General features: G+C 63.1%; 14 protein-coding genes and 3 pseudogenes. 10 read left to right on the top strand and 7 right to left on the bottom strand.

All coding sequences use genetic code 11. The features are described from left to right. Positions 1–73: 73 nt before the first annotated feature. The 3 genes from ABD089_RS03180 (at position 74) to ABD089_RS03170 (ending at position 1,898) form a co-directional block, all read left to right on the top strand. The gene (locus ABD089_RS03180; RefSeq protein WP_343884755.1) at positions 74–697 is read left to right on the top strand and encodes a hypothetical protein; all 624 of its coding nucleotides are present in this window, start codon (positions 74–76) and stop codon (positions 695–697) included. Positions 698–710: 13 nt separating this feature from the next. Continuing rightward, positions 711–1,232 carry an OmpA family protein gene (locus ABD089_RS03175; RefSeq protein ID WP_343884754.1) on the top strand — a complete coding sequence of 174 codons (522 nt, stop codon included), beginning with the start codon at positions 711–713 and terminating at the stop codon, positions 1,230–1,232. A 111-nt stretch (positions 1,233–1,343) separates the two neighbouring features. Further along, the gene (locus ABD089_RS03170) at positions 1,344–1,898 is read left to right on the top strand and encodes a DUF2231 domain-containing protein (RefSeq protein WP_343884753.1); all 555 of its coding nucleotides are present in this window, start codon (positions 1,344–1,346) and stop codon (positions 1,896–1,898) included. Between the two features lie 95 nt (positions 1,899–1,993). Here ABD089_RS03170 and ABD089_RS03165 read toward each other — a convergent pair whose 3' ends face one another. From ABD089_RS03165 to ABD089_RS03145, 5 genes are all read right to left on the bottom strand, one after another. Further along, positions 1,994–5,083: a glycoside hydrolase family 2 TIM barrel-domain containing protein gene (locus tag ABD089_RS03165; protein WP_343884752.1), complete on the bottom strand. Its 3,090-nt coding sequence runs from the start codon at positions 5,081–5,083 to the stop codon at positions 1,994–1,996. Positions 5,084–5,175: 92 nt separating this feature from the next. Further along, on the bottom strand, positions 5,176–6,153 hold the full coding sequence (locus ABD089_RS03160) for a carbohydrate ABC transporter permease (RefSeq protein WP_343884751.1): 978 nt from the start codon (positions 6,151–6,153) through the stop codon (positions 5,176–5,178). Continuing rightward, positions 6,150–7,058, bottom strand: coding sequence for a carbohydrate ABC transporter permease (locus ABD089_RS03155; protein WP_343884750.1), 909 nt, complete (start codon positions 7,056–7,058; stop codon positions 6,150–6,152). The genes ABD089_RS03160 and ABD089_RS03155 overlap by 4 nt, the downstream gene beginning before the upstream one ends. Further along, positions 7,055–8,380, bottom strand: coding sequence for an ABC transporter substrate-binding protein (locus ABD089_RS03150; RefSeq protein ID WP_343884749.1), 1,326 nt, complete (start codon positions 8,378–8,380; stop codon positions 7,055–7,057). Before ABD089_RS03150 ends, ABD089_RS03155 begins: the two co-directional genes overlap by 4 nt. Before the next feature lie 93 nt (positions 8,381–8,473). Beyond that, positions 8,474–9,442 (bottom strand): LacI family DNA-binding transcriptional regulator, encoded by a 969-nt coding sequence (locus ABD089_RS03145; RefSeq protein WP_343884748.1) that lies wholly within the window; start codon positions 9,440–9,442, stop codon positions 8,474–8,476. A gap of 453 nt (positions 9,443–9,895) precedes the next feature. On the opposite strand from ABD089_RS03145, the pseudogene ABD089_RS13895 reads away from it, so the two are divergent. From ABD089_RS13895 to ABD089_RS03125, 5 genes and pseudogenes are all read left to right on the top strand, one after another. Continuing rightward, a pseudogene (locus tag ABD089_RS13895) lies at positions 9,896–10,048 on the top strand (hypothetical protein); the annotation flags it as partial. 126 nt (positions 10,049–10,174) lie between these two features. Further along, a pseudogene (locus tag ABD089_RS03140) lies at positions 10,175–10,938 on the top strand (IS256 family transposase); the annotation flags it as partial. 163 nt (positions 10,939–11,101) lie between these two features. Beyond that, on the top strand, positions 11,102–12,175 hold the full coding sequence (locus ABD089_RS03135) for an IS630 family transposase (RefSeq protein ID WP_343884747.1): 1,074 nt from the start codon (positions 11,102–11,104) through the stop codon (positions 12,173–12,175). 10 nt (positions 12,176–12,185) lie between these two features. Then, complete coding sequence (locus ABD089_RS03130) at positions 12,186–12,455, top strand: ubiquitin family protein (protein ID WP_343884746.1); 270 nt, start codon at positions 12,186–12,188, stop codon at positions 12,453–12,455. Positions 12,456–12,800: 345 nt separating this feature from the next. Next, positions 12,801–13,019 (top strand): annotated as a pseudogene (locus ABD089_RS03125) (transposase); the annotation flags it as partial. On the opposite strand, the gene ABD089_RS03120 reads toward ABD089_RS03125, so the two are convergent. Beyond that, positions 13,004–13,195 carry a hypothetical protein gene (locus tag ABD089_RS03120; RefSeq protein WP_343884745.1) on the bottom strand — a complete coding sequence of 64 codons (192 nt, stop codon included), beginning with the start codon at positions 13,193–13,195 and terminating at the stop codon, positions 13,004–13,006. The pseudogene ABD089_RS03125 and the gene ABD089_RS03120 sit on opposite strands and share 16 nt — an antisense overlap. A 1,554-nt stretch (positions 13,196–14,749) precedes the next feature. After that, entirely contained in the window at positions 14,750–15,280 is a 531-nt protein-coding gene (locus ABD089_RS03115) for a sensor histidine kinase (protein WP_343884856.1), read from the bottom strand. 1,277 nt (positions 15,281–16,557) lie between these two features. Here ABD089_RS03115 and ABD089_RS03110 point away from each other — a divergent pair. Together ABD089_RS03110 and ABD089_RS03105 are read left to right on the top strand one after the other, a co-directional pair. After that, a complete protein-coding gene (locus tag ABD089_RS03110; protein ID WP_343884744.1) occupies positions 16,558–17,172 on the top strand; it encodes a hypothetical protein in 615 nt (204 codons plus the stop codon). Positions 17,173–17,571: 399 nt separating this feature from the next. Then, positions 17,572–17,850, top strand: coding sequence for a hypothetical protein (locus ABD089_RS03105; protein ID WP_386769402.1), 279 nt, complete (start codon positions 17,572–17,574; stop codon positions 17,848–17,850). The last annotated feature ends 210 nt before the right edge of the window (positions 17,851–18,060 follow it).

Genomic DNA, 18,060 nt, shown 5'->3' with positions numbered 1-18,060 from the left:
ATCTTCCTGGTTGTCCACAGATCCGCGCCGACCCCCTGTTGGGCGCCCATCGCGGATTGGTTGTGTGGACGACATGAGACGACCTACACCCTTGGCGGCCACCGCCCTGCTGGCGCTGGCCCTTCCCCTGTCGGCCTGCGCTGCGTCGGCGCCGACGTCCGCTCCCGAACCCAGCCAGACGAGCACGAGCGCTGCTGGTGACCCAGCCGACGGCCTGGCCGAAGAGGCGAGCGCAGCACCTTCCAAGGTCAGCACCGCGTCGCCAGAACTCGGGGAGCCCGTGGTTACCCGGTCGATCACCTACCAGGGCGGGGACTTCACACTTGCCATGTACCCACTCAAGCGGATTGGGTCAACCATCGTGATGACGGCCGACCTGGGCTATGCGAAAGTCAATGAGGATTCCGCCCTGACCAATCGGGACATCCTCTCGGATTCGACCGATCGGAACTGGTCGAGATACGAGGCGCCAGACGGTTTCGCGCTCCTGGACGGATCCGGGTCGGTCATGTACCTGCCAGCTCGCTCGGGTGAGGAGGAGATGGCTGCCTTGTGTTCGCCAATGCCCTCTGGCCATGCCGAGGTTGGGGACGTCGAGACAGTGACCTGTACCTTTGCTGGCACCCCCGAGAACGTGACGATGATGTCGGTCCAGACCGAGCGCTTCGGCACCTTCAGCAATGTTCCGGTCAAGTAGACGCAACGCGGTTGTGGCACTCGGCTGCACCGCCCTGGTGCTGTGGAATGGCGCGGCCAGGGGCACCGCCGAGGAACCATCCGACGGCGCCGCCAAGGCGCACGTGATCCAGTTGAAGCCGCGCATCGTCATCTTGCAGCAGCGCAGCCGCGACGTGGCAGGTGCCGCAACGGTCACTGAAGGAACCACCTCCGTGGACGTGACATTGAACAGCAATGTGCTCTTCGCCAAGGACTCGGCGGCCATCCGGCCCGCCGCGAGAAGGCGTCTCGAAGAGATCGGCACCAAGCTCGCCGCCCGGTCCCCGGGCGCCCTGACCATCACGGGTTACACCGACGACCTGGGCACCGCCGAACACGGGCTCAAGCTCTCGAAGCAACGGGCGGAAGCTGTGCGCGCTGAGCTGGCCGACCACTTGAAGGGCATCCGGGTCACGGCGACGGGCAAGGGTGAGGCCGACCCGGTCGTCCCCAACGACCAGGAGAAGAACCGCGCCAAGAACCGGCGAGTGGAACTGCACTTCACGAAGCGGTAGGCCATGAGCAATGCCGCGCCGGCGCCACGCTCCACCCATTGGAGCGTGGCGCTCGACGTCCGCATCCGGCTGGACTGACAGGTAACCGTCCCGTGATCGAAAGGACCTCCGATGTCACTGACCAAGAAGACCGAATCTCCGCTGAGCCCGCTGCTGCTCGACCTCGAGCAGAACACCGCATTGGACGGGGGCGTCGCACTGCTCCAGCCCGCGCTGGACTCCCTGTCGTCCAAGGACGGCATCGGCGGAGTGCTTCGCGGCAAGCAGATGGGACATGCGCTGCACCCGGTCATGGTCCAGCTGCCGCTCGGCACCTTCATGAGCGCGGCACCGCTCGACGTCACCGGGGCAGACCGCTCGGGACGCTCGGCGCAGCTGCTGACCGGCGTGGGCCTGGCCAGCGTCCTCCCGTCGATCCTGACCGGACTGGCCGAGCTGGCAACCGCCTCCAGCGAGGAGAAGCGGGTGGGCATCGTCCACGCCGGCGCGAATGCCATCGGAGCCGTGCTGCAGGTCGGCGCCCTGCGACAGCGGGCACGTGGTCGTCGTCGGACCGCCGCCGCCTGTTCACTCGCGTCCGTGACGGCACTGTCAGTTGGTGGCTACCTGGGCGGCCACCTGTCGGTCGCCCGCAAGGTCGGTAGCCACGACCCGGTCTTCGGCTGAGCATGGAGGTGTGCAAGAGCTGAGCTGGCACCACCGCGCGTCGTCCTTCCGCCGCATCACAGTTGGCCCACGCGTCCATGGGTGGACAAAGGCATTCACCCAAGGGCGTGCCACTGGAGGAGCTCGTGCGCACTGGGAAACAGAGTCAGATCCACGCTGTAGACCTCGTCGTCGACTCGGTACTGCGGAAGCAGTTCGGGACCACAACTGTTGGAACCGACACCAGCGATGGCGTGGTCAAGACACAGCACCGTCTGGGCGCCCGCGACCAGGTCCGTGTAGTGGGCCACGCTTGTCAGCGCCTCTTGGTCGTGACGGGAGGCGTTGAAAGAGAAGGGCTGGCCCGCTGAGGCGTGGAGCGTGAGCCTCCCATTTGAGATCGCCATCCAGTCGCAATCGCCCCTGCTGCCGCTCTCCTGGGGTTTGATGTAGTCAACCTGAAGGTCGTCCACACTCGCCTGATAGGTACCGTGTCTGCTTGCCTGCCGCTTGTCGGGGTAGTTCTCGTGCGGCCCCAAACCGGTCCAGGTGACGTGCTCCATGTTCTGAGGCAGGAACAGGCGCAGACCAAGGCGCGGCAGTGGCGGGAAGCCCTCGGCTCGATGCGCCTCCATGAGGAAGCGAAGCCGACCCGCGGAATCGACGATCCAGGTGGCGCGTATACGCAAGATCGGTTGCACAACGGGTGCCACCAAAGACATCGAGACATTGATGACCAGCGTCGAGCCGTCCGTGTGCGCGTCACAGCTGTATACCCGTGAACTCGTCTGGTGGTAGCGAGCTCGTTCCCATTCCTGTCGGATGCGGCGGTCATTGTCGGTGGGGGCGCGCCAGATGTTGACCTCCACCGCGCGGCTGAGCAACTCGATTCCGGCCACGTCGAGCGAGCTGGGCATCCCAGTCGCCTTGTCGAAGACGTACCGGAAGTTCTCACCGGTGACCACGAACCGGCGGCCGTCCTGGGTCAGAGTTGGCGCGGGGCCGCCAGCTGTGGTTTCCAGCTGGACCGTTCGTTGGTTCCTGGGGTGGGGGGTCGCAAGTTCCATCTCTTCAAAGCCGAGCTCCTGCCCTGCCTCACGCAAGGAATCGTCGTGACGCAGGCGGTAGACGAGGCGTAGCTGACAACGTCCCGACTCTGGCACTTCGGGACGGCAGACAATCTCCGCGACCTCATGCGGTTCGAGGGGAGCGGACAGGTCGACGCTCTGTTCGGCGACGACCAGCCCGTCGCAGACCAGTTGCCAGGTGACATCGACCAGTCGCTCCAAGGACGTGAAGTCGAGATCATTACGGAGCCTCAGTGCTCCAGTTTCCTGGTCGTAGGAGACGACCCTGGCCGGACGTTGGACATTCTTGAGTTCCAGCAGGCCCACGTGGGGGCGGCGATCGGGCCAGACAAGCCCGTCGACACAGAAGTTCCCATCGTGGACTGACTCCCCGAAGTCCCCTCCGTAGAGGTACCGGGGACGCCCATCGTCGGTGTAGCCGTCGAGTACCGCGTGGTCGCACCACTCCCAGACAAAACCGCCGCACAGCTGCGGCTCGCGCAAGATGAGTTGCCAGTAGTCCTCGAGGTCCCCTGGACCGTTGCCCATGGCGTGGCAATATTCGACCAGAATCATTGGCTTGTCGGGTCGGGGATGCAGATAGGCGTCGATCTCTTCGAGCGAGGGATACATGCGGCTGAACAGGTCGATGTTCTCGTATTCGTAGCGGCGCTTGCTGTCGCGATAGTAGGCGCCTTCGTAGTGGGTCAGCCGCGTGGGATCGAAGGTCTTCATCCAGCGCAGCGCCACCTCGAAGGTACGGCCGTATGCGCATTCATTCCCGGCGGACCACGCGATGACGCTGGGTCGGTTCTTCTCGCGATGCACGCAAAGTTGCACGCGGTCGAGAGTGGCTTCGATCCACTGGGGATCGTCGGCGATGAGTTCGTTCCAGTGTTCAACGACGTTTTCCCAGTCGGGATCTGCCAGGTACCGGGACTGGGTACCGTGGCTCTCGTTGTCCGCCTCCGACATCACGATGAATCCGTACTGGTCGCAGAGCTGGTAGAAGCGTGGATCGGCGGGATAGTGAGAGGTGCGAATGGCATTGATGTTGTGCTGCTTCATCAGTTTCAGGTCCCGCAGCATGTGTTTGACGTCGACAACGGGTCCTGTCGCGGGGTCGAAGTCGTGGCGGTTCACGCCGCGGATCGTGATCGGTGAACCGTTGAGGGTGACCACGCCGTCATGGACTGCGATCTCGCGCACGCCCACCTTGTCGGTGATGACCTCGTCGGGCGTTTCGATGAGCAGCGTGTAGAGGTATGGGTTCTCTGGGTTCCACAGCTGGGCTCTTTGAATCTCCAAATCGGCGCGGTGGTCATAGCCATTGCCCGCGGCATTGCCCACCAGCCGCCCGGAGGCCACTTCGACTCCGCCTGCGTCGATGAGGCGCAGTGAGGTAGGGACCGGCTCGTTGCGATAGGCGCCCCGAACGTGCACCGTGGCACCACCCCCGTTGTCGCAAGTCGTCGTGGTGAAGTAGTCGAGCAGGACGTTTCGAGGTCGATCGAGCAGATAGACATCTCGGAAGATGCCACTGGTGCGGAACTTGTCCTGATCCTCGAGGTAGGTGCCGTCACACCACTTGAAGACGAGCACCTGCAGCCTGTTGTGACCGCGTTCCAAGTGCTGCGAAACGTCGAACTCGCTGGTGGCGTGGCTCACCTGGCTGTACCCCACGTACCGTCCGTTCAGCCACACGTAGAAGCATGAATCGACGCCCTCGAAGACCAAGGTGGTGCACGGCACTGTCGGGTCGGTCATGTGCTCGAAGTCGAGAACATAGGCGCCGCACGGGTTGTCGTGCGGCACGTGGGGCGGATCCAGCGGGATCGGGTAGCGCACGTTCGTGTACTGGTGCCGGTCGTACCCACTGTGCTGCCACGTGCCTGGTACTCGGATGGGTTCGAACGCCGAGGGCTCGTAGGTGGACTCGCCGAAGGACTCGCCCAGTTCCTCGACATTGCTGAAGTACCGGAAGAGCCAGTCGCCGTTGAGCATCTGCACTCGATCGGACTCGTGGCGGGCTGCCAGGACGTCAGTCAAAGGGCTTGAGGCCGGGACATAGTAGGCCCGCTGCGGAAGGGTGTGCTCGTGCAGGACTGAGAGGCTCTGATGGTGGCTCGGGATGCGCATGGTCCTTCTTCGGTGAAAGGGATCCGTCGGCCACGCTGCTGCTGAACAGGGCAGCGTGGCCGACGGATGGATGTGTAGATGCCGATGGCTGGTCAGCCCTTGGTGGCACCCATGGTCAAACCTGAGACGAAGTGCTTCTGCAGGGCGAAGTAGATGATCAGCGTGGGTAGCGCGATGATCAGCGACCCGGCAGCCACCAGATTGTTGTCGGTGAAGAATGTGCCCGCAAGGTTGGTCAACGAGCTCGTGATCGGGAACTTGTCACCGCTCTGCAGCAGCACGGTCGCCCAGAAGAACTCGTTGTAGATCCACGTCGTCTCCAAGGTGGCCAGAGCTGCCAAGGAAGGCCGGCACAGGGGAAGCGTGAGGCGCCAGAACTGCCCCCACAAGCTGGTTCCATCCACTTGGGCCGATTCGTAGATCTCCTTCGGCAGTGCCTTCATGAAGTTGCTCAGGACGAAGGTGCAGAACCCGAGCTGGAAGGCCACGTTGACCAGGATCAACCCGAAGTGCGTGTTCAACAGCGTGCCGGACTCGGACAGCCAGAACGGCACCTCGATCTTTTGGAAAATTTTGAAGACCGGGATCAGCAGTGCCTGCGGTGGAAGCAAATTGCCCACCAGGAACAGCGCCAGCATGATGGTGTTGAACTTCCAGTTGAAACGGGCAATGACGAAGGCGACCATGCACGCCAAGAACAGCGTGATCGCCACGGCCGGGATCGTGATGATGGCCGAATTCACGAACTTGTGCCCAAAAGCTCCGGCCTCCCAGGCCTTGGTGTAGTTCGAGAAGGTGAATCCCCCGAAGCTCAGGTAGCCATGGGTTGACGTGTAGTCATAGCTCCGCATCGAGGCCAGCACGGCGTAGAGCAAGGGGAACAGCCACAGGACGGCCATGGTGCCCAGGAATGCGTGGGTCAGAACCCGTCCCTTGGTCCAGGGACGATGACGCTCGGCACCTGGATCGACGCTGCTCGCCTGGCTGGCCGCTTCTTGCGCTTCGTGAACTCGACCAACAGGCCGCGAAGCGGTCAGGTCGGGCAGGTTGACAGGACTCTCCTGGCTCATCGGTCCTCCTTCAGGACGATCCTCAGATAGATGACGATGAACACGCTGGAGATGATCAGCATGATGGTGGCCAGTGCCGAGCCGAAACCGATGCGCTGTGCCTCACCGACGATGTTGCGGGTCACCTCGCTGGCCAGGAGTTCGAGGCCGTTGCGTCCACGGTTGATGACCCAAACCAGGTCGAAGGCGCGTAGCGAGTCGATGAATGTGATCACCAGGACCACGACGTTGATGGGGAACATCACCGGGAACACGACCTGGAAGAAGGTCCTGACCTCGGAGGCGCCGTCGATCGATGCGGCTTCCTTCAGCGCCGGGTCGACACCCTTCAATCCCGCCAGGTAGAGCAGCATGACGTAGCCGACATGTCGCCAACTGGTGGCGATGAGCGCCGCCCACAGGTTGTAGCGAGAATCGCCGTACCAGTCGATGGACGTCCCGAGGATGGTGTTGAGCAGGCCCTGGTCGCGGCTGAACACCAGTTGCCACACGAAACCGATCAGCGCCATCGAGAGCACGACTGGGAGATAGAGGGCGGTTTGGTAGAACTTGGTGTGCTGGGTCTCCCGGTCGATGAGAACGGCGCACAAGATGCCGATGGGAGTGGCGATGAGGAACAGCGCCGCGAGCCAGATCAAGTTGTGCCGAATGGCTGGCCAGAACGCTGGGTAGATGGTGGCCGCCTCTTGGTACCACCTGAATCCGACGGGTTGGGCTTCGGTGACCGGGCCGAACCCGTCCCAGTTGAAGAACGACAGCATGACCGACGCAATGGCTGGCAACCACACCAGCGTTGCGGCGAACAGAGTCGGGATGAGCATCATCAGCACGACCGTGACACGGTCACGGCCCGAGAGTTTGAGACCTTTGCCGCGTCGCGGCTTCGCAACGGCCTGGGTGGTCATGATGCGAAGATCGACTTCCGCTGGGACTCCACCTTGGACAACATCGAAGCAACGTCGTTGGGGTTCTTCAGGAAGCCCTGGAGGGCCGGGCCCATGACCGTCGAGGCAAAATCAGGGCGAGAGTCACGATCAAGGAATTGCGCCACATCGGTCGCGCCCTTCATCACCTCAAGCATGCGCTTCTGGAGCGAGGTGTACTTGGTCGTGTCCGCCTTCTCGTTCACCGCGATGGCGGACGGATCGGCCTGCACATTCGTCATCTGCGCCTCGGCGCTGCCCATGTAGGACAGGAAGGTCTTGGCACCCTTCTCGTTCTTGGGTCGTCGGCTCAGCATGAAGCCGTCGGTCGGCGCTTCGATCGCGCCAGCTCCGATTGTGCTGTCGATCTCCGGGAAGACGAAGAAGTCGAGGTCCTCCTGCTCCTTGCCGGCCGGGAACTGCTGGGCCATGAAGGTGCCGAGGTAGTACATGCCCGTCGTGCCCTTCTGCAGCGAGCGCGCGGCCTCCTGCCAGCTACGCCCGAGCGCGTCCGGCTGGTGGAGGGGCAGCAGCCCACGCCACAGGTCGAACACGTCCTGCACCTTCTTCTGGGACCAGTCCTGCTTGCCCGACATCAACTCGATGTGGAACGGATAGCCGTTCAGTCGCATGTTCAGGATGTCGAACAGGCCCATGGCCTCCCAACCGTCCTTGTCGGCCATGGCGAACGGGACCAGGCCATCCTTCTCCATCTCAGCCCCCAACGCCTTGAGTTCGTCGAGGGTCTTGGGCACCTCGTATCCGCGCTTCTCCCAGACGCTCTTGCGGTACTGGACGACCCACGGGTAGTAGGTGGCTGGCATCACGACCTGACGGCCGTCTGCAGTGGAGCAAGCGTTCTTCAAAGAGGCAGGGATTCCCTCGGTGGCAGCGAACACATCAGAGATGTCGCTCACGAGCCCCTTGTCGGCGAAGAACCGGGCCCGGTAGCCGGCGAACCACGCGAACACGTCATCGGGCGAGCCCTGCAAATAGTTGTTGATGTTCTCCTGGAAGGTGGTGTGGGCGACCGTGTTCATCTTGATCTTGATGTCCGGATGCTTCTGCTGGAAGGCATCGACGTTCGCCTGGATCGCCTTCAGGGGCACCTCGTCGGCCTGGTTGTTGCCGTAGGTCACCTCGCCAGCGCCGGTACCGTTGCCTGACCCGTTGCCGCCACAGCCAACCAAGGCCATGGATCCCAGGGACATCGTCCCCAGCAGGAGTGAGCGCCGGGAGAGCCCGCTCACGGGGGCTGTGCGCAAGGTGGCGAGGTATTCGCCTTCAGTCTGTGGACGTGCCATGGTAAGCCTTCTTCCGCCATTGGATCGCTTGGTGTTACCGATAACACCAGAGGGTAGACCATTTGTGGTACCGGTAACAAGAGCGTCGTGGGATCAGGCAGGTGGCGCGGTGGACGCTCGCGGCACCAGTTCCCCGTCAAATGGATATTGATCGAGCGAGGGCCCGCTGCCCACACCCTCACCCGCCAGGAGGGCTTGCACGGCTCTGCGGCCCATCGCCTCGAAGTCGATGGACACCGTGGTCAGGGGCGGGGAATAGAAGGCTGCGTCCCGCAGGCCGTCGTAGCCCGTGATGCTGAGCGAGCCGGGGATGGAGATCTCGCGCTCATGCATCCACGCCATTGCCCCCAGCGCGATCTGGTCGCTGGCCGCGACAAGGGCGGTCGGGCGGAGGTCATGCGGGAAGCTCTGCATCGATTGGTATCCATTTTGCGCGCCCCATGGCCCACGTGTGACGCCGCAGTTCTCCAACCCCAAGGAGGCGACCGTGGCACGGTAAGCCGTCTCTCGGTTACGCCCAGACGCCCACTCAGACGGCCCGCCAAGGAAGAAGAACCTCTCGTGCCCCAAGCGAGCCAAGTGTTCAACAGCCTGTGAGATCGGATGCTGCAGCGCCTGCGGGTGCCCCTCCGGGATGTGGGGCTCGACCTCGATCATCCAGGGCGTCTGGAGCGACCCCAGATCCATACGCTTGAGCACTGGGTCGGGGGGAGACAGAATGACGACGCCCGCCAGCGAAGCTCGGTTCATCATCAGCAGGGCCGTGTCGAAGGAAGCGGGGTCGCGGACATCGGCGCGAATCATCTCAAGAATGTGGCCCGTCTCACGTGCGGCCTCGGCAGCGCCCGCCAAGAGACGTTGCGGCGCCCAGTCGTCCACCTCGAAGACCAAGGCACCGATTCGGCTGGGCTGCCGGGACGCGAGCTCGCTGGCGGTGTCATTGAATCGATAACCGAGTTCCGCGATCGCTCGCTCGATCTTCTCGTGGTTCTCGGGCCGCACCCGATCACCGCGCAGGAACCTGGCCACCGTCATGTGGCTCACCCCGGCACGGCCTGCCACGGTCCAGATGGTCGGAGAAGATCCCTCCATCTGGTTGGGTTGGGACACGAGACACCTCTTCGATTGGCAAGCGGCCGCATGTTGTCACTTTGGCTGTGCCAGCAGCTGTGCGAGGCGACCTGTCGGCTTCCACATCACCGTATCCCACGGCCACCCGAGGCAACCCCATCGGCCTGTCCGTTGCCCCGGCCGAGCGGCGGCAAGACGGCGATCACAGGTGAAGGCCCGCTCCCCGGCGTTTCCGCTGGGCAATGGGCCTTCAGGTGGCTCCCCCGACTGGACTCGAAACCAACCCCATGCCCTTTGGGGAGAACTCGGGGAAACGCCTAGGCATTCGTCCCCACTAGGAAGTTCACTCTCTCACACCCCTTGGAGTCTCCGTCCACAAGTGAGCACTAAGGGTCACAACTGTCGCTTATAATTGCACGGTAGTTGCACGAGACGGAGGCACCAGTGGGCGAGATCAGGCGAGAGTGGGGCACGTTCCGCAAGCTTTCGTCAGGCAAGTACCAAGCAAGCTACCTGGGGCCCGACGGGAAACGGCATCGAGGCCGGACAACCTTCGATGACAAGGACGCCGCCCGCATCTGGCTGCGTCGCGAGAAACGACTCATCGACGACGGGGAGTGGATTTCCCCCGCCGATCAACAAGCAAAGAAGGTCCAGGCTCCCTCGATCATCTTCGGCGACTACTCCAGCGAGTGGCTCGATCGCCGCCGCACCAGGAAGGGTCCGTTGGAGCCGATCTACGCCGCTGTCTTCATCGACGCGATCGTGATCAAGGTCCGCGACGGGCAGGTGCGCAACCAGCCCTACTACGCGAACGAATCGGTGTTAACCTCGACGGCCACAAGGACATTCTGGGGATCTGGCCCGGCGACGGCGAGTCGGCGAAGTTCTGGTTCGCCTGCCTCACAGAACTCAAGAACCGGGGTGTGAAGGACGTGTTCTTCGTCGTCTGTGACGGGTTGAAGGGCCTCCCGGACATCATCGGCAACGTGTTCGGCGAGGCGAAGGTGCAGACCTGTCTGATCCACTTGTTGCGCAACAGTTTCGGCTATGCGTCGAAGAAGCACTGGCCCGAGATCGCCGCGAACCTCAGGCCTGTCTACGAGGCTCCAAGCGTGGAGGCGGCCGAGACCGCGTTTGAGGAGTTCGCGGAGACGTGGGGGAAGGCCTATCCGGCGATGATCCGGCTGTGGCGCAATGCCTGGACCGAGTTCGTACCGTTCCTGGACTACGACCTGGAGATCCGCAAGGTCGTGTGCTCCACGAACGCGATCGAGAGCCTCAATGCCCGGTTCCGAAGGGCTGTCCGCGCCAGGGGACATTTCCCGAACGAGCAGGCCGCGCTGAAGACGCTCTATCTGACCGTGAGATCGTTGGACCCGAAGGGAACCGGTCAGACCCGCTGGGGCATGCGCTGGAAGCCCGCGCTCAACGCGTTCGCCACCACCTTCGCTGACCGCATGCCCGCGGCCAGCACCCACCAGTAGAAACCGCCACTTACACTGTTAATCGGATAGTCCCGCATCGGCTCGTGCGGCACCCCATGGGTTCAGTATCTCTTCCCAGATTCAATGGCTAATCTGATGGAGTCTGGGGCCCTAGTGCGGCGTGTCGTTACTTATTGAATGGTTAGGGTTGGGAGAATTGGTCATGGCTGATCCTCCTGCCCCGGCGCTGGGTTTGCGTGAGGGTGATCGTGCACGGTTGGAGTCGATGACGCGGTCGCGGACTGCTGAGGCGGGTGCGGTGTTGCGGGCACGGATCGTGCTGGCGGCCGCGGACGGTGGCGCGAACGAGCGGATCGCCGAGCAGCTGCAGGTGTCGAAGAACACGGTGCTGACGTGGCGCAGGCGCTACGCCGAGCGGGGCATGGCCGGCCTGGCTGATGCTCCCCGATCTGGTCGGCCACGTCGCCTAGATCATCGAGCGATCGTGGCCACGACGTTGAAGCCGCCGCCGAAGAAGTATGGCGTGACGCACTGGTCGAGCAGGCTTCTGGCCGCGCATCTCGGGGTGGGGAACGCGACGATCGTGCGGGCGTGGCGTGAGTACGGCGTGCAGCCGTGGCGCAGTGGGACGTTCGAGTTCTCCACCGATCCCGAGCTGGTCGCCAAGGTCACCGACGCCGTCGGGTTGTACCTGGCGACGCCGGACAAGGCCGTGGTGTTGTGCGTGGATGAGAAGTCGCAGATCCCAGCTCTGGACCGCACGCAGAAGACGTTGCCGATGCAGCCCACCCAGATCGAGCGCCGTACCCATGACTACGTGCGCCATGGGACCACGACTTTGTTCGCGGCCTCGGACATCGCCACCGGGCACGTGACCGGCGCGTGCAAGCCCCGACATCGGCATCAGGAGTTCTTGGCCTTCCTCAAGCAGGTCGCCCGCGCGTACCCCTACCAGGAGCTGCACTTGGTGATGGACAACTACGCCACGCACAAACGGGTCGAGGTCCGTGACTGGCTCGAAGCCAACCCGAGGATCCACGTCCATTTCACCCCCACCAGCGGGTCGTGGCTGAACCTGGTGGAAGTCTGGTTCGGGATCATCGACAAGCAGGCCATCAAACGCGGTGCCTTCGGATCAGTGAAGGATCTCAACCAGAAGATCCGCGCCTTCGTCAACGGCTGGAACGATCGCTGCCATCCCTTCGTCTGGACTAAGACCGCCGACGAAATCCTCACCAAAGCCAACCGTTCTACAGCCTCAAACACGGCGCACTAGTGAGGGTTTCATGAATCTCGATACTGCCATTGACGCGTGGGCAGTTGAACATGGTGTTGACCCGGACTCCTTTACGATAGATGGCGATCGGAACGAAACCTACTGCCTTCTTGAGCTAGGAAATGGGGATTGCGAGGTGTTCTACAGCGAGCGCGGGTATCATCGTTCAGCCCGCATCTTCGTGAGCAGAGACGCGGCGTTAGCATTCCTGAAGCAATGGCTATTGGGGGACCCGACCACCCGCAAGTCGTTCCGGGCTCAACATCAAGGGCCGGGCTGAATTGGGTTGAGGGCACCGTGTGTTTGGGGTGCCAGGACCTCCCTCGGGATCTCTTCGCGCCAAGTACGCGCGGAGTTCCAGGCGGGCCATGGGGCGACTGACGTGGTGAATGTAGTCGTTGAGTGTCTCCGCGAGGAGATCGACTGGCGACCTACTCTGTGGCGTCCGGTACCGCGTCGGCGGTCGGCGGTGCGCTTCGTGACCTCCTTGCCAGTTCGGACGTGGACAAGGCGTCAGCGGCGTGGGCCCAGATCGAGGAGCAGGTTTTCTCGCAGGGCACCATCTACTCAGCAGCCGAGCCGGCAGTTTCCGTGATGCTGGCGGCGCTGACCGAGAGCAGCCACCCTGGGGATCTGGCCCGGCAACGGGGACGGGGAGTCGGCGAAGTTCTGGTCCGCCTGCCTGACCGAGTTGAAGAACCGCGGCGTCACCGACGTGTTCTTCATGGTCTGCGACGGGCTCAAGGGGCTGCCCGACAGTATCGGGCAGGTCTTCCCAGCAGCGAAGGTCCAGACCTGTCTGATCCATTTGCTGCGCAACAGCTTCGGCTACGCGTCGAAGCGGCACTTGGCGATGTTCTCGCGATCGAGGCGCAGCCGTGTGAGGCGGTCGGTGGCCTGGCCGTAGTCGCGGCTTTGCCAGGTGAACTTGCCGACGACGGGTCCGGAGGTGATCCGGGTGAAGTTGTCGCTGACGCTGTAGATGGAGTCGTTGACGTAGGCGCTGTTGCCGGTGAGCACGGTGGGGCGGTCGACGGCGTCGTAGGAGTAGAGGAGATCTTCGGCAGCCAGGTTGCCCGCTACGGGCAGGGCCCCGCGCCAGCAGGTAAAGCGTGGAGACGGGGACCGCGAAAGCTGCAGAAGTGAGGATGGTGGCGGTGGCTGTCACGGCCAAGGCGCGCTGGTGCCGGACAAAGGAGATGGTGTTCACGAGAGTTCCTGAAGTGCAGGGACCGTCGAGTCGCATGGTCAGTGCCGTCGAACTCAACTCGACGGCCGGATCGGACATGCTGACAACGCTCCCCGGCAAACGCGACGTTGGAGGGAAGCTGGTCGGATCCGGCTGGCCACCTCGCCAGATGGCGAAGCGGTCAGCCTAGTTACCTCATGAACTCACACGTCCACCTTATCGATGACCGCCCCTCGCCGAGCATCGAGGCATTAGCGGCTCGGCTCGGCCGGTACACTCCCCGTTATGGTCCTTACCCGGCGCAAGAACAGTTCTGGCAGGAGGACCTCGCCGGTCTGGGCCCTGGTGGCCGCCCGACGGGCGCGTTGATCGCTGCGGGCCCGCGTAGTCCGGAAATCCCCGACGCGCTGACCGCTGAGCAAGACATCGCAGCCCGCCCTGAGCCGGCTGGGAAGCAAATGGATCAGCGCTGCCCCACAACGCCCGCTGAGCTCTCTGCAGGGGTACCTGCCTGTGCTCCGAGCCACGTATCCGCACCATCTGCATCTCGGCAGCTTGCCGCCGACATAGCTTCCGACAGCAGCAGACCAGGAACAAGCAGCCCCCGTTCAGCATCCAAGATGACCCAACGTGCGGATCGAGGGACTGTTGTGTCGACATCGGTCTGGTGCGGCGTGAAGACACAAGAGGTGACCCGGGTCGGCGCGCTGGCATCCGGTCGACGCCTCCGCATCTCCTCGAATTCGCCGACACCACCGGACCCACCACCTGGTCAGTAGCAGCGTTCTACGCGACCCGAGCCCAGTGCTTCGCCGCCTTTATCGAGATCATCAAACATGCCGTCCCGAGCGGAGCCGAGGTCGGACTCGGTGTGGGTGCGGGTAAGGCCCTTGCTTCAGGCCAAGCGCGCGGAGACCGCCCGCACGAGCGTGTCTGTGTACTCGAGCAGTAGGACCAAGGTGGTCATAGCCGTGCCCGCTCGCTCCTCTAGTTCGGGTGGGTATCGCCCGTGTGGATGGGACGGTTGCTACTGAGGGCAAGCTCGCTGTGTGCGGGCTCTGGGATTGTTGCCGTAGGGGAGGTTGTTGCGACGCGGGGGAAGCTCTCCCATGATGGTCGCCTTGATGATCCAGCCGGCGGGTCGTGCATCGTGAGTTTCGGGTTGCCAGTGTCCTCTTCCCAGCGCTTCATGCCGCGGATGGGAGCGAGCCGTAGGGATCGGGGGTCGAGGTGGTAGCCGTCGTTTGTGGTTGGGGCTTCCCACAGATTGTCGATGTGCACGGAGTGGCACGTATCGAGTGGCTGGCTGTGGTGGCCAGCGATCAGGGTTATGGGCTCTTCTATTGCCGTATGCCAGTGTTCGGATTCTGGGAGGTTGGTGACGGTCAGGTCAGCAACCTCAACCCCACCGCGCCGCTGGTCGGAAGGTCCACCCGTTCCCGCATCCCAACCAGCCCGAAGCCGGGCGTGTGCGGTTGCTCGTCCGAACGTAGACAGTTGTTGACCCGCACCACAACACAGCGACCATCAGCCTCCAGCGCGAGGACGGCCCGCTGCCCGCCATGGCGCAGCACATTCGTCAGGGACTCCTGCACGATACGCACCACCGCCAACCGGGTCGCGACCGGCCACTGTTGCTGCCAGCGATCCAGCTCGGCCGAATCCGGCACGTGGCACTCCAACTGCAGCCCTGCTGCCTGGATTTGACCCACCACCTCGGGGATAGCACGTAGATCCCCGGAGACGTCCATCGTCTCTGTGGTGCGCAACATGTGCACCACAGACCGAGTCTCGGCCAGCGCCTGGCGGCTCACGACGCGGATCGTCTCAAGCGCCGACCGGTCCCCGGCTGGGTCACCTACCGCCAACGCCGTCGCGGCCTGCACATTGACCACGTTAAGACTGTGAGCCATCACGTCATGCAACTTGGCGCATGGCCTGGCGGATCTATTCACCACCGCGGTGGCGGCCCCGGCGACGGTGCCCGAACCAGTCGTGGAGGTCGCGCAGGCCTTGGCCCGTCTCGCGCCGGATGCTGCCGGCCCGCTGGAGGTACGGGTCCTTCGCGGGGGAATGGACTGCCGCCCGGAAGGGCCGCGTCACCCGGCGGCCGCGACGGTGCTGGTCGGCACGATCGACCTGGTCGGTTCCCGGCTGTTGTGGCGCGGCTATGGCGTCAGCCGGGGCCGTCGCCCTATCGACGCCGCGATAGAAATGCAGGACGATGGAAGTACTTTGGTGGGGTTGCAGCGAACGCACGGAGCACGTGGGGTCAGACTGGTGGGCGGCGATGGTCCAGGTACTCTTGGTAGGGGGTTCAAATGGAGTTTCTTACGTTCCTTCCCGTCGGATTGATTATTTCGGGAGTTTGCCTCTCGAGACTCTCGGATATGAACGAGTATGAGCATTCGGGACGAATATTCATTATTCAAATGGTCCTGCTGCTGTTCTCAATGATGCTGTCGGCTCAGGGTTCGGTTGGCAGTCTAGCGGCATCCTTGGCCTTGGGCTTGGTGGCCTTCGCTATGGGGTTGGGAGCATTTCTATTGTCGAGGGGGCGCTGAGCCTACGGAGCACCGGCTGGTCCTGGTCGACGCGTCATGGTCGCCCCGGTGGGGCCGTAGTTGGAGCCGTGGTGGTCGAAGAAGGCGAGGATGGTCTCGCGCGTACGCGCGCACCACGTCACCTTGGTGCAGCCAGAGAGAGAACCCACTGCATCTGTGTCCTGGCCCTGACCTCGATACCGGTGCCGTCGTGGAGGACCAGCCGTGGTTTGGTTGGTCGGCGACTTCGGATGCTGCGGTTCGGACGGTGAGGGAGTGGTCCACTGATGGTGGGTCCGCGTACACCGCCACGACGGGTATGCAGGCGGTGCGGTCGGACCGGTACTACCGCTACGACAAGGCCGGCCGTCTGGTCGGGGTGGATGACATCACGGGCAACCCCGGCCCTGACGGCGCCGTGGCGTGTGTGCGGCGCGGGTACGGGTTCGACGGGACGGGAACCGCACCAGCCAGACCCGGGCGACCAATCCGGCGTGTGGTGACACTGGCGCGGTCACCACGACTAGTACAACGGGGCTGACCAGCCGGTCACCGGCGCGAACGGTCAAGGGTCTTACGCCTATGACCCGCTCGGCCGGCAGACCAGCATCCCCGCGGCGGACACGGCGAACCCGGGCCGTGGTGACATGGTGCTCGGCTACTTCGACACCGATGCTGCCCAGTCGACCAGGCAGGGTGATGTGCGGGCGACGTTCACCTTGGACAGGGCTGGTCGCAGGGTGGTGCAGGACACCACCGTCGGTGTGGTGGTCGTGCCCGGTGCCGTCACGGGCACCATGGTGCGGCACTACACCGACAGCTCCGACAACCCCGCCTGGACCGTCGAGGTCCGCGACGGCACCCAAACCACCACCAGGTTTGGGTCGTTGACCGGCGACGGACTTGGCATCACCTTCACCACGCGCGGTACCACCACCGCCGAGTTGGCCTTGGCCGGGCTGCGTGGGGACATCAACGCCACCATCACCCTCGACGGCACCAACCCCGCCAACGGGATAGACGCCGGGAGGGACTGGACCAAATACGGCCACCCACACCACCCACACCGGCTGGACGGCAGGGACCGGCTACGGATGGCTCGGACAACACGAACGCGCCACCCTCGAAGCCCTTGGCATCACCCTCATGGGCGCCCGCCTCTACAACCAAACCACCGCCCTGTTCACAAAGTTTCGATCCCGTCTTCTGGGGCAATGAGACTACCTATGCGTACCCCAATGATCCGATCAATCGTGTCGATCTGAATGGGAGGAACCAGAACGTCAGGGTGGGATACACGCAAGCTGGAATAGGCGCATACGAGCGTTTGCGAAAGGGATTGCCCTGCGATGCAAATTGTCGAAGGAACTATAGGAGTTACAAGAAGGAGGCGAAGACAAATGCCAAGGCGGACAAGGAGGCCAATAGGAGCAGCGCACGGGCAACGATAGGAAGGGCGGCAGACTGGGCAAGGGTACTCGGCGCATTGCTACCAGGATTCCTCGAGGCTGGGGCTACTCTTGGGGGTATTCCGGTGGAGCAGGTGGCGGGCAGGATATTCTCATCATGCTCTAGGTTTAGCTGGTTAGACGATGTCGCTAGATACAGGTCTGCGATAGAGGGGGGAAGGGGTGGCTTGGTTCTCAGTAAGAGGTGTGGTGCGAGTGGTATTCGATGACGGCACCGTGATGTATGAGGAGCGGATCACTTTATGGAAGGCGCGAGATTTTGAAGAAGCGATTGCGAAAGCTGAGCAGGAGTTGGACGAGTACTGCGATTCGAGCACATTTGTAAATTGCGGCATTTATCAGTGCTTCCAGCTGTTCGAGACACCCGAATCGGGGGCCGAGGTATTTTCGCTCATGAGAAGATCCGCTTTGAGTTCGGATGAATACGTGACTCGGTTCTTCGAGACAGGTGACGAGAGGGAAGAGGGAATCTGACGCGTTACCACTCACAGGCCTCTGTCCCGGGCGAGCTCCGGCGCCGAACCGGGGTGTCATTGTTGCTCGTCATGTGGCACATCCTCACTTTCCAGGGTCGTGTCCCGCACCGCAGCGGAGTGGAGCGGGAAACCCTCGACCCAGACGGCCAGTTTCGCCGGCACGCTGGGTGTCCGGCTGCAACTCGCCCCATGCGACAACACCCTCATC

It is taken from the genome of Luteococcus sanguinis (assembly GCF_039527675.1).
Taxonomy (GTDB): Bacteria; Actinomycetota; Actinomycetes; order Propionibacteriales; family Propionibacteriaceae; genus Luteococcus; species Luteococcus sanguinis.
The sequence above is the reverse complement of the archived record's forward strand: the minus strand, read 5'-3'. Positions and strand labels throughout refer to the sequence as shown.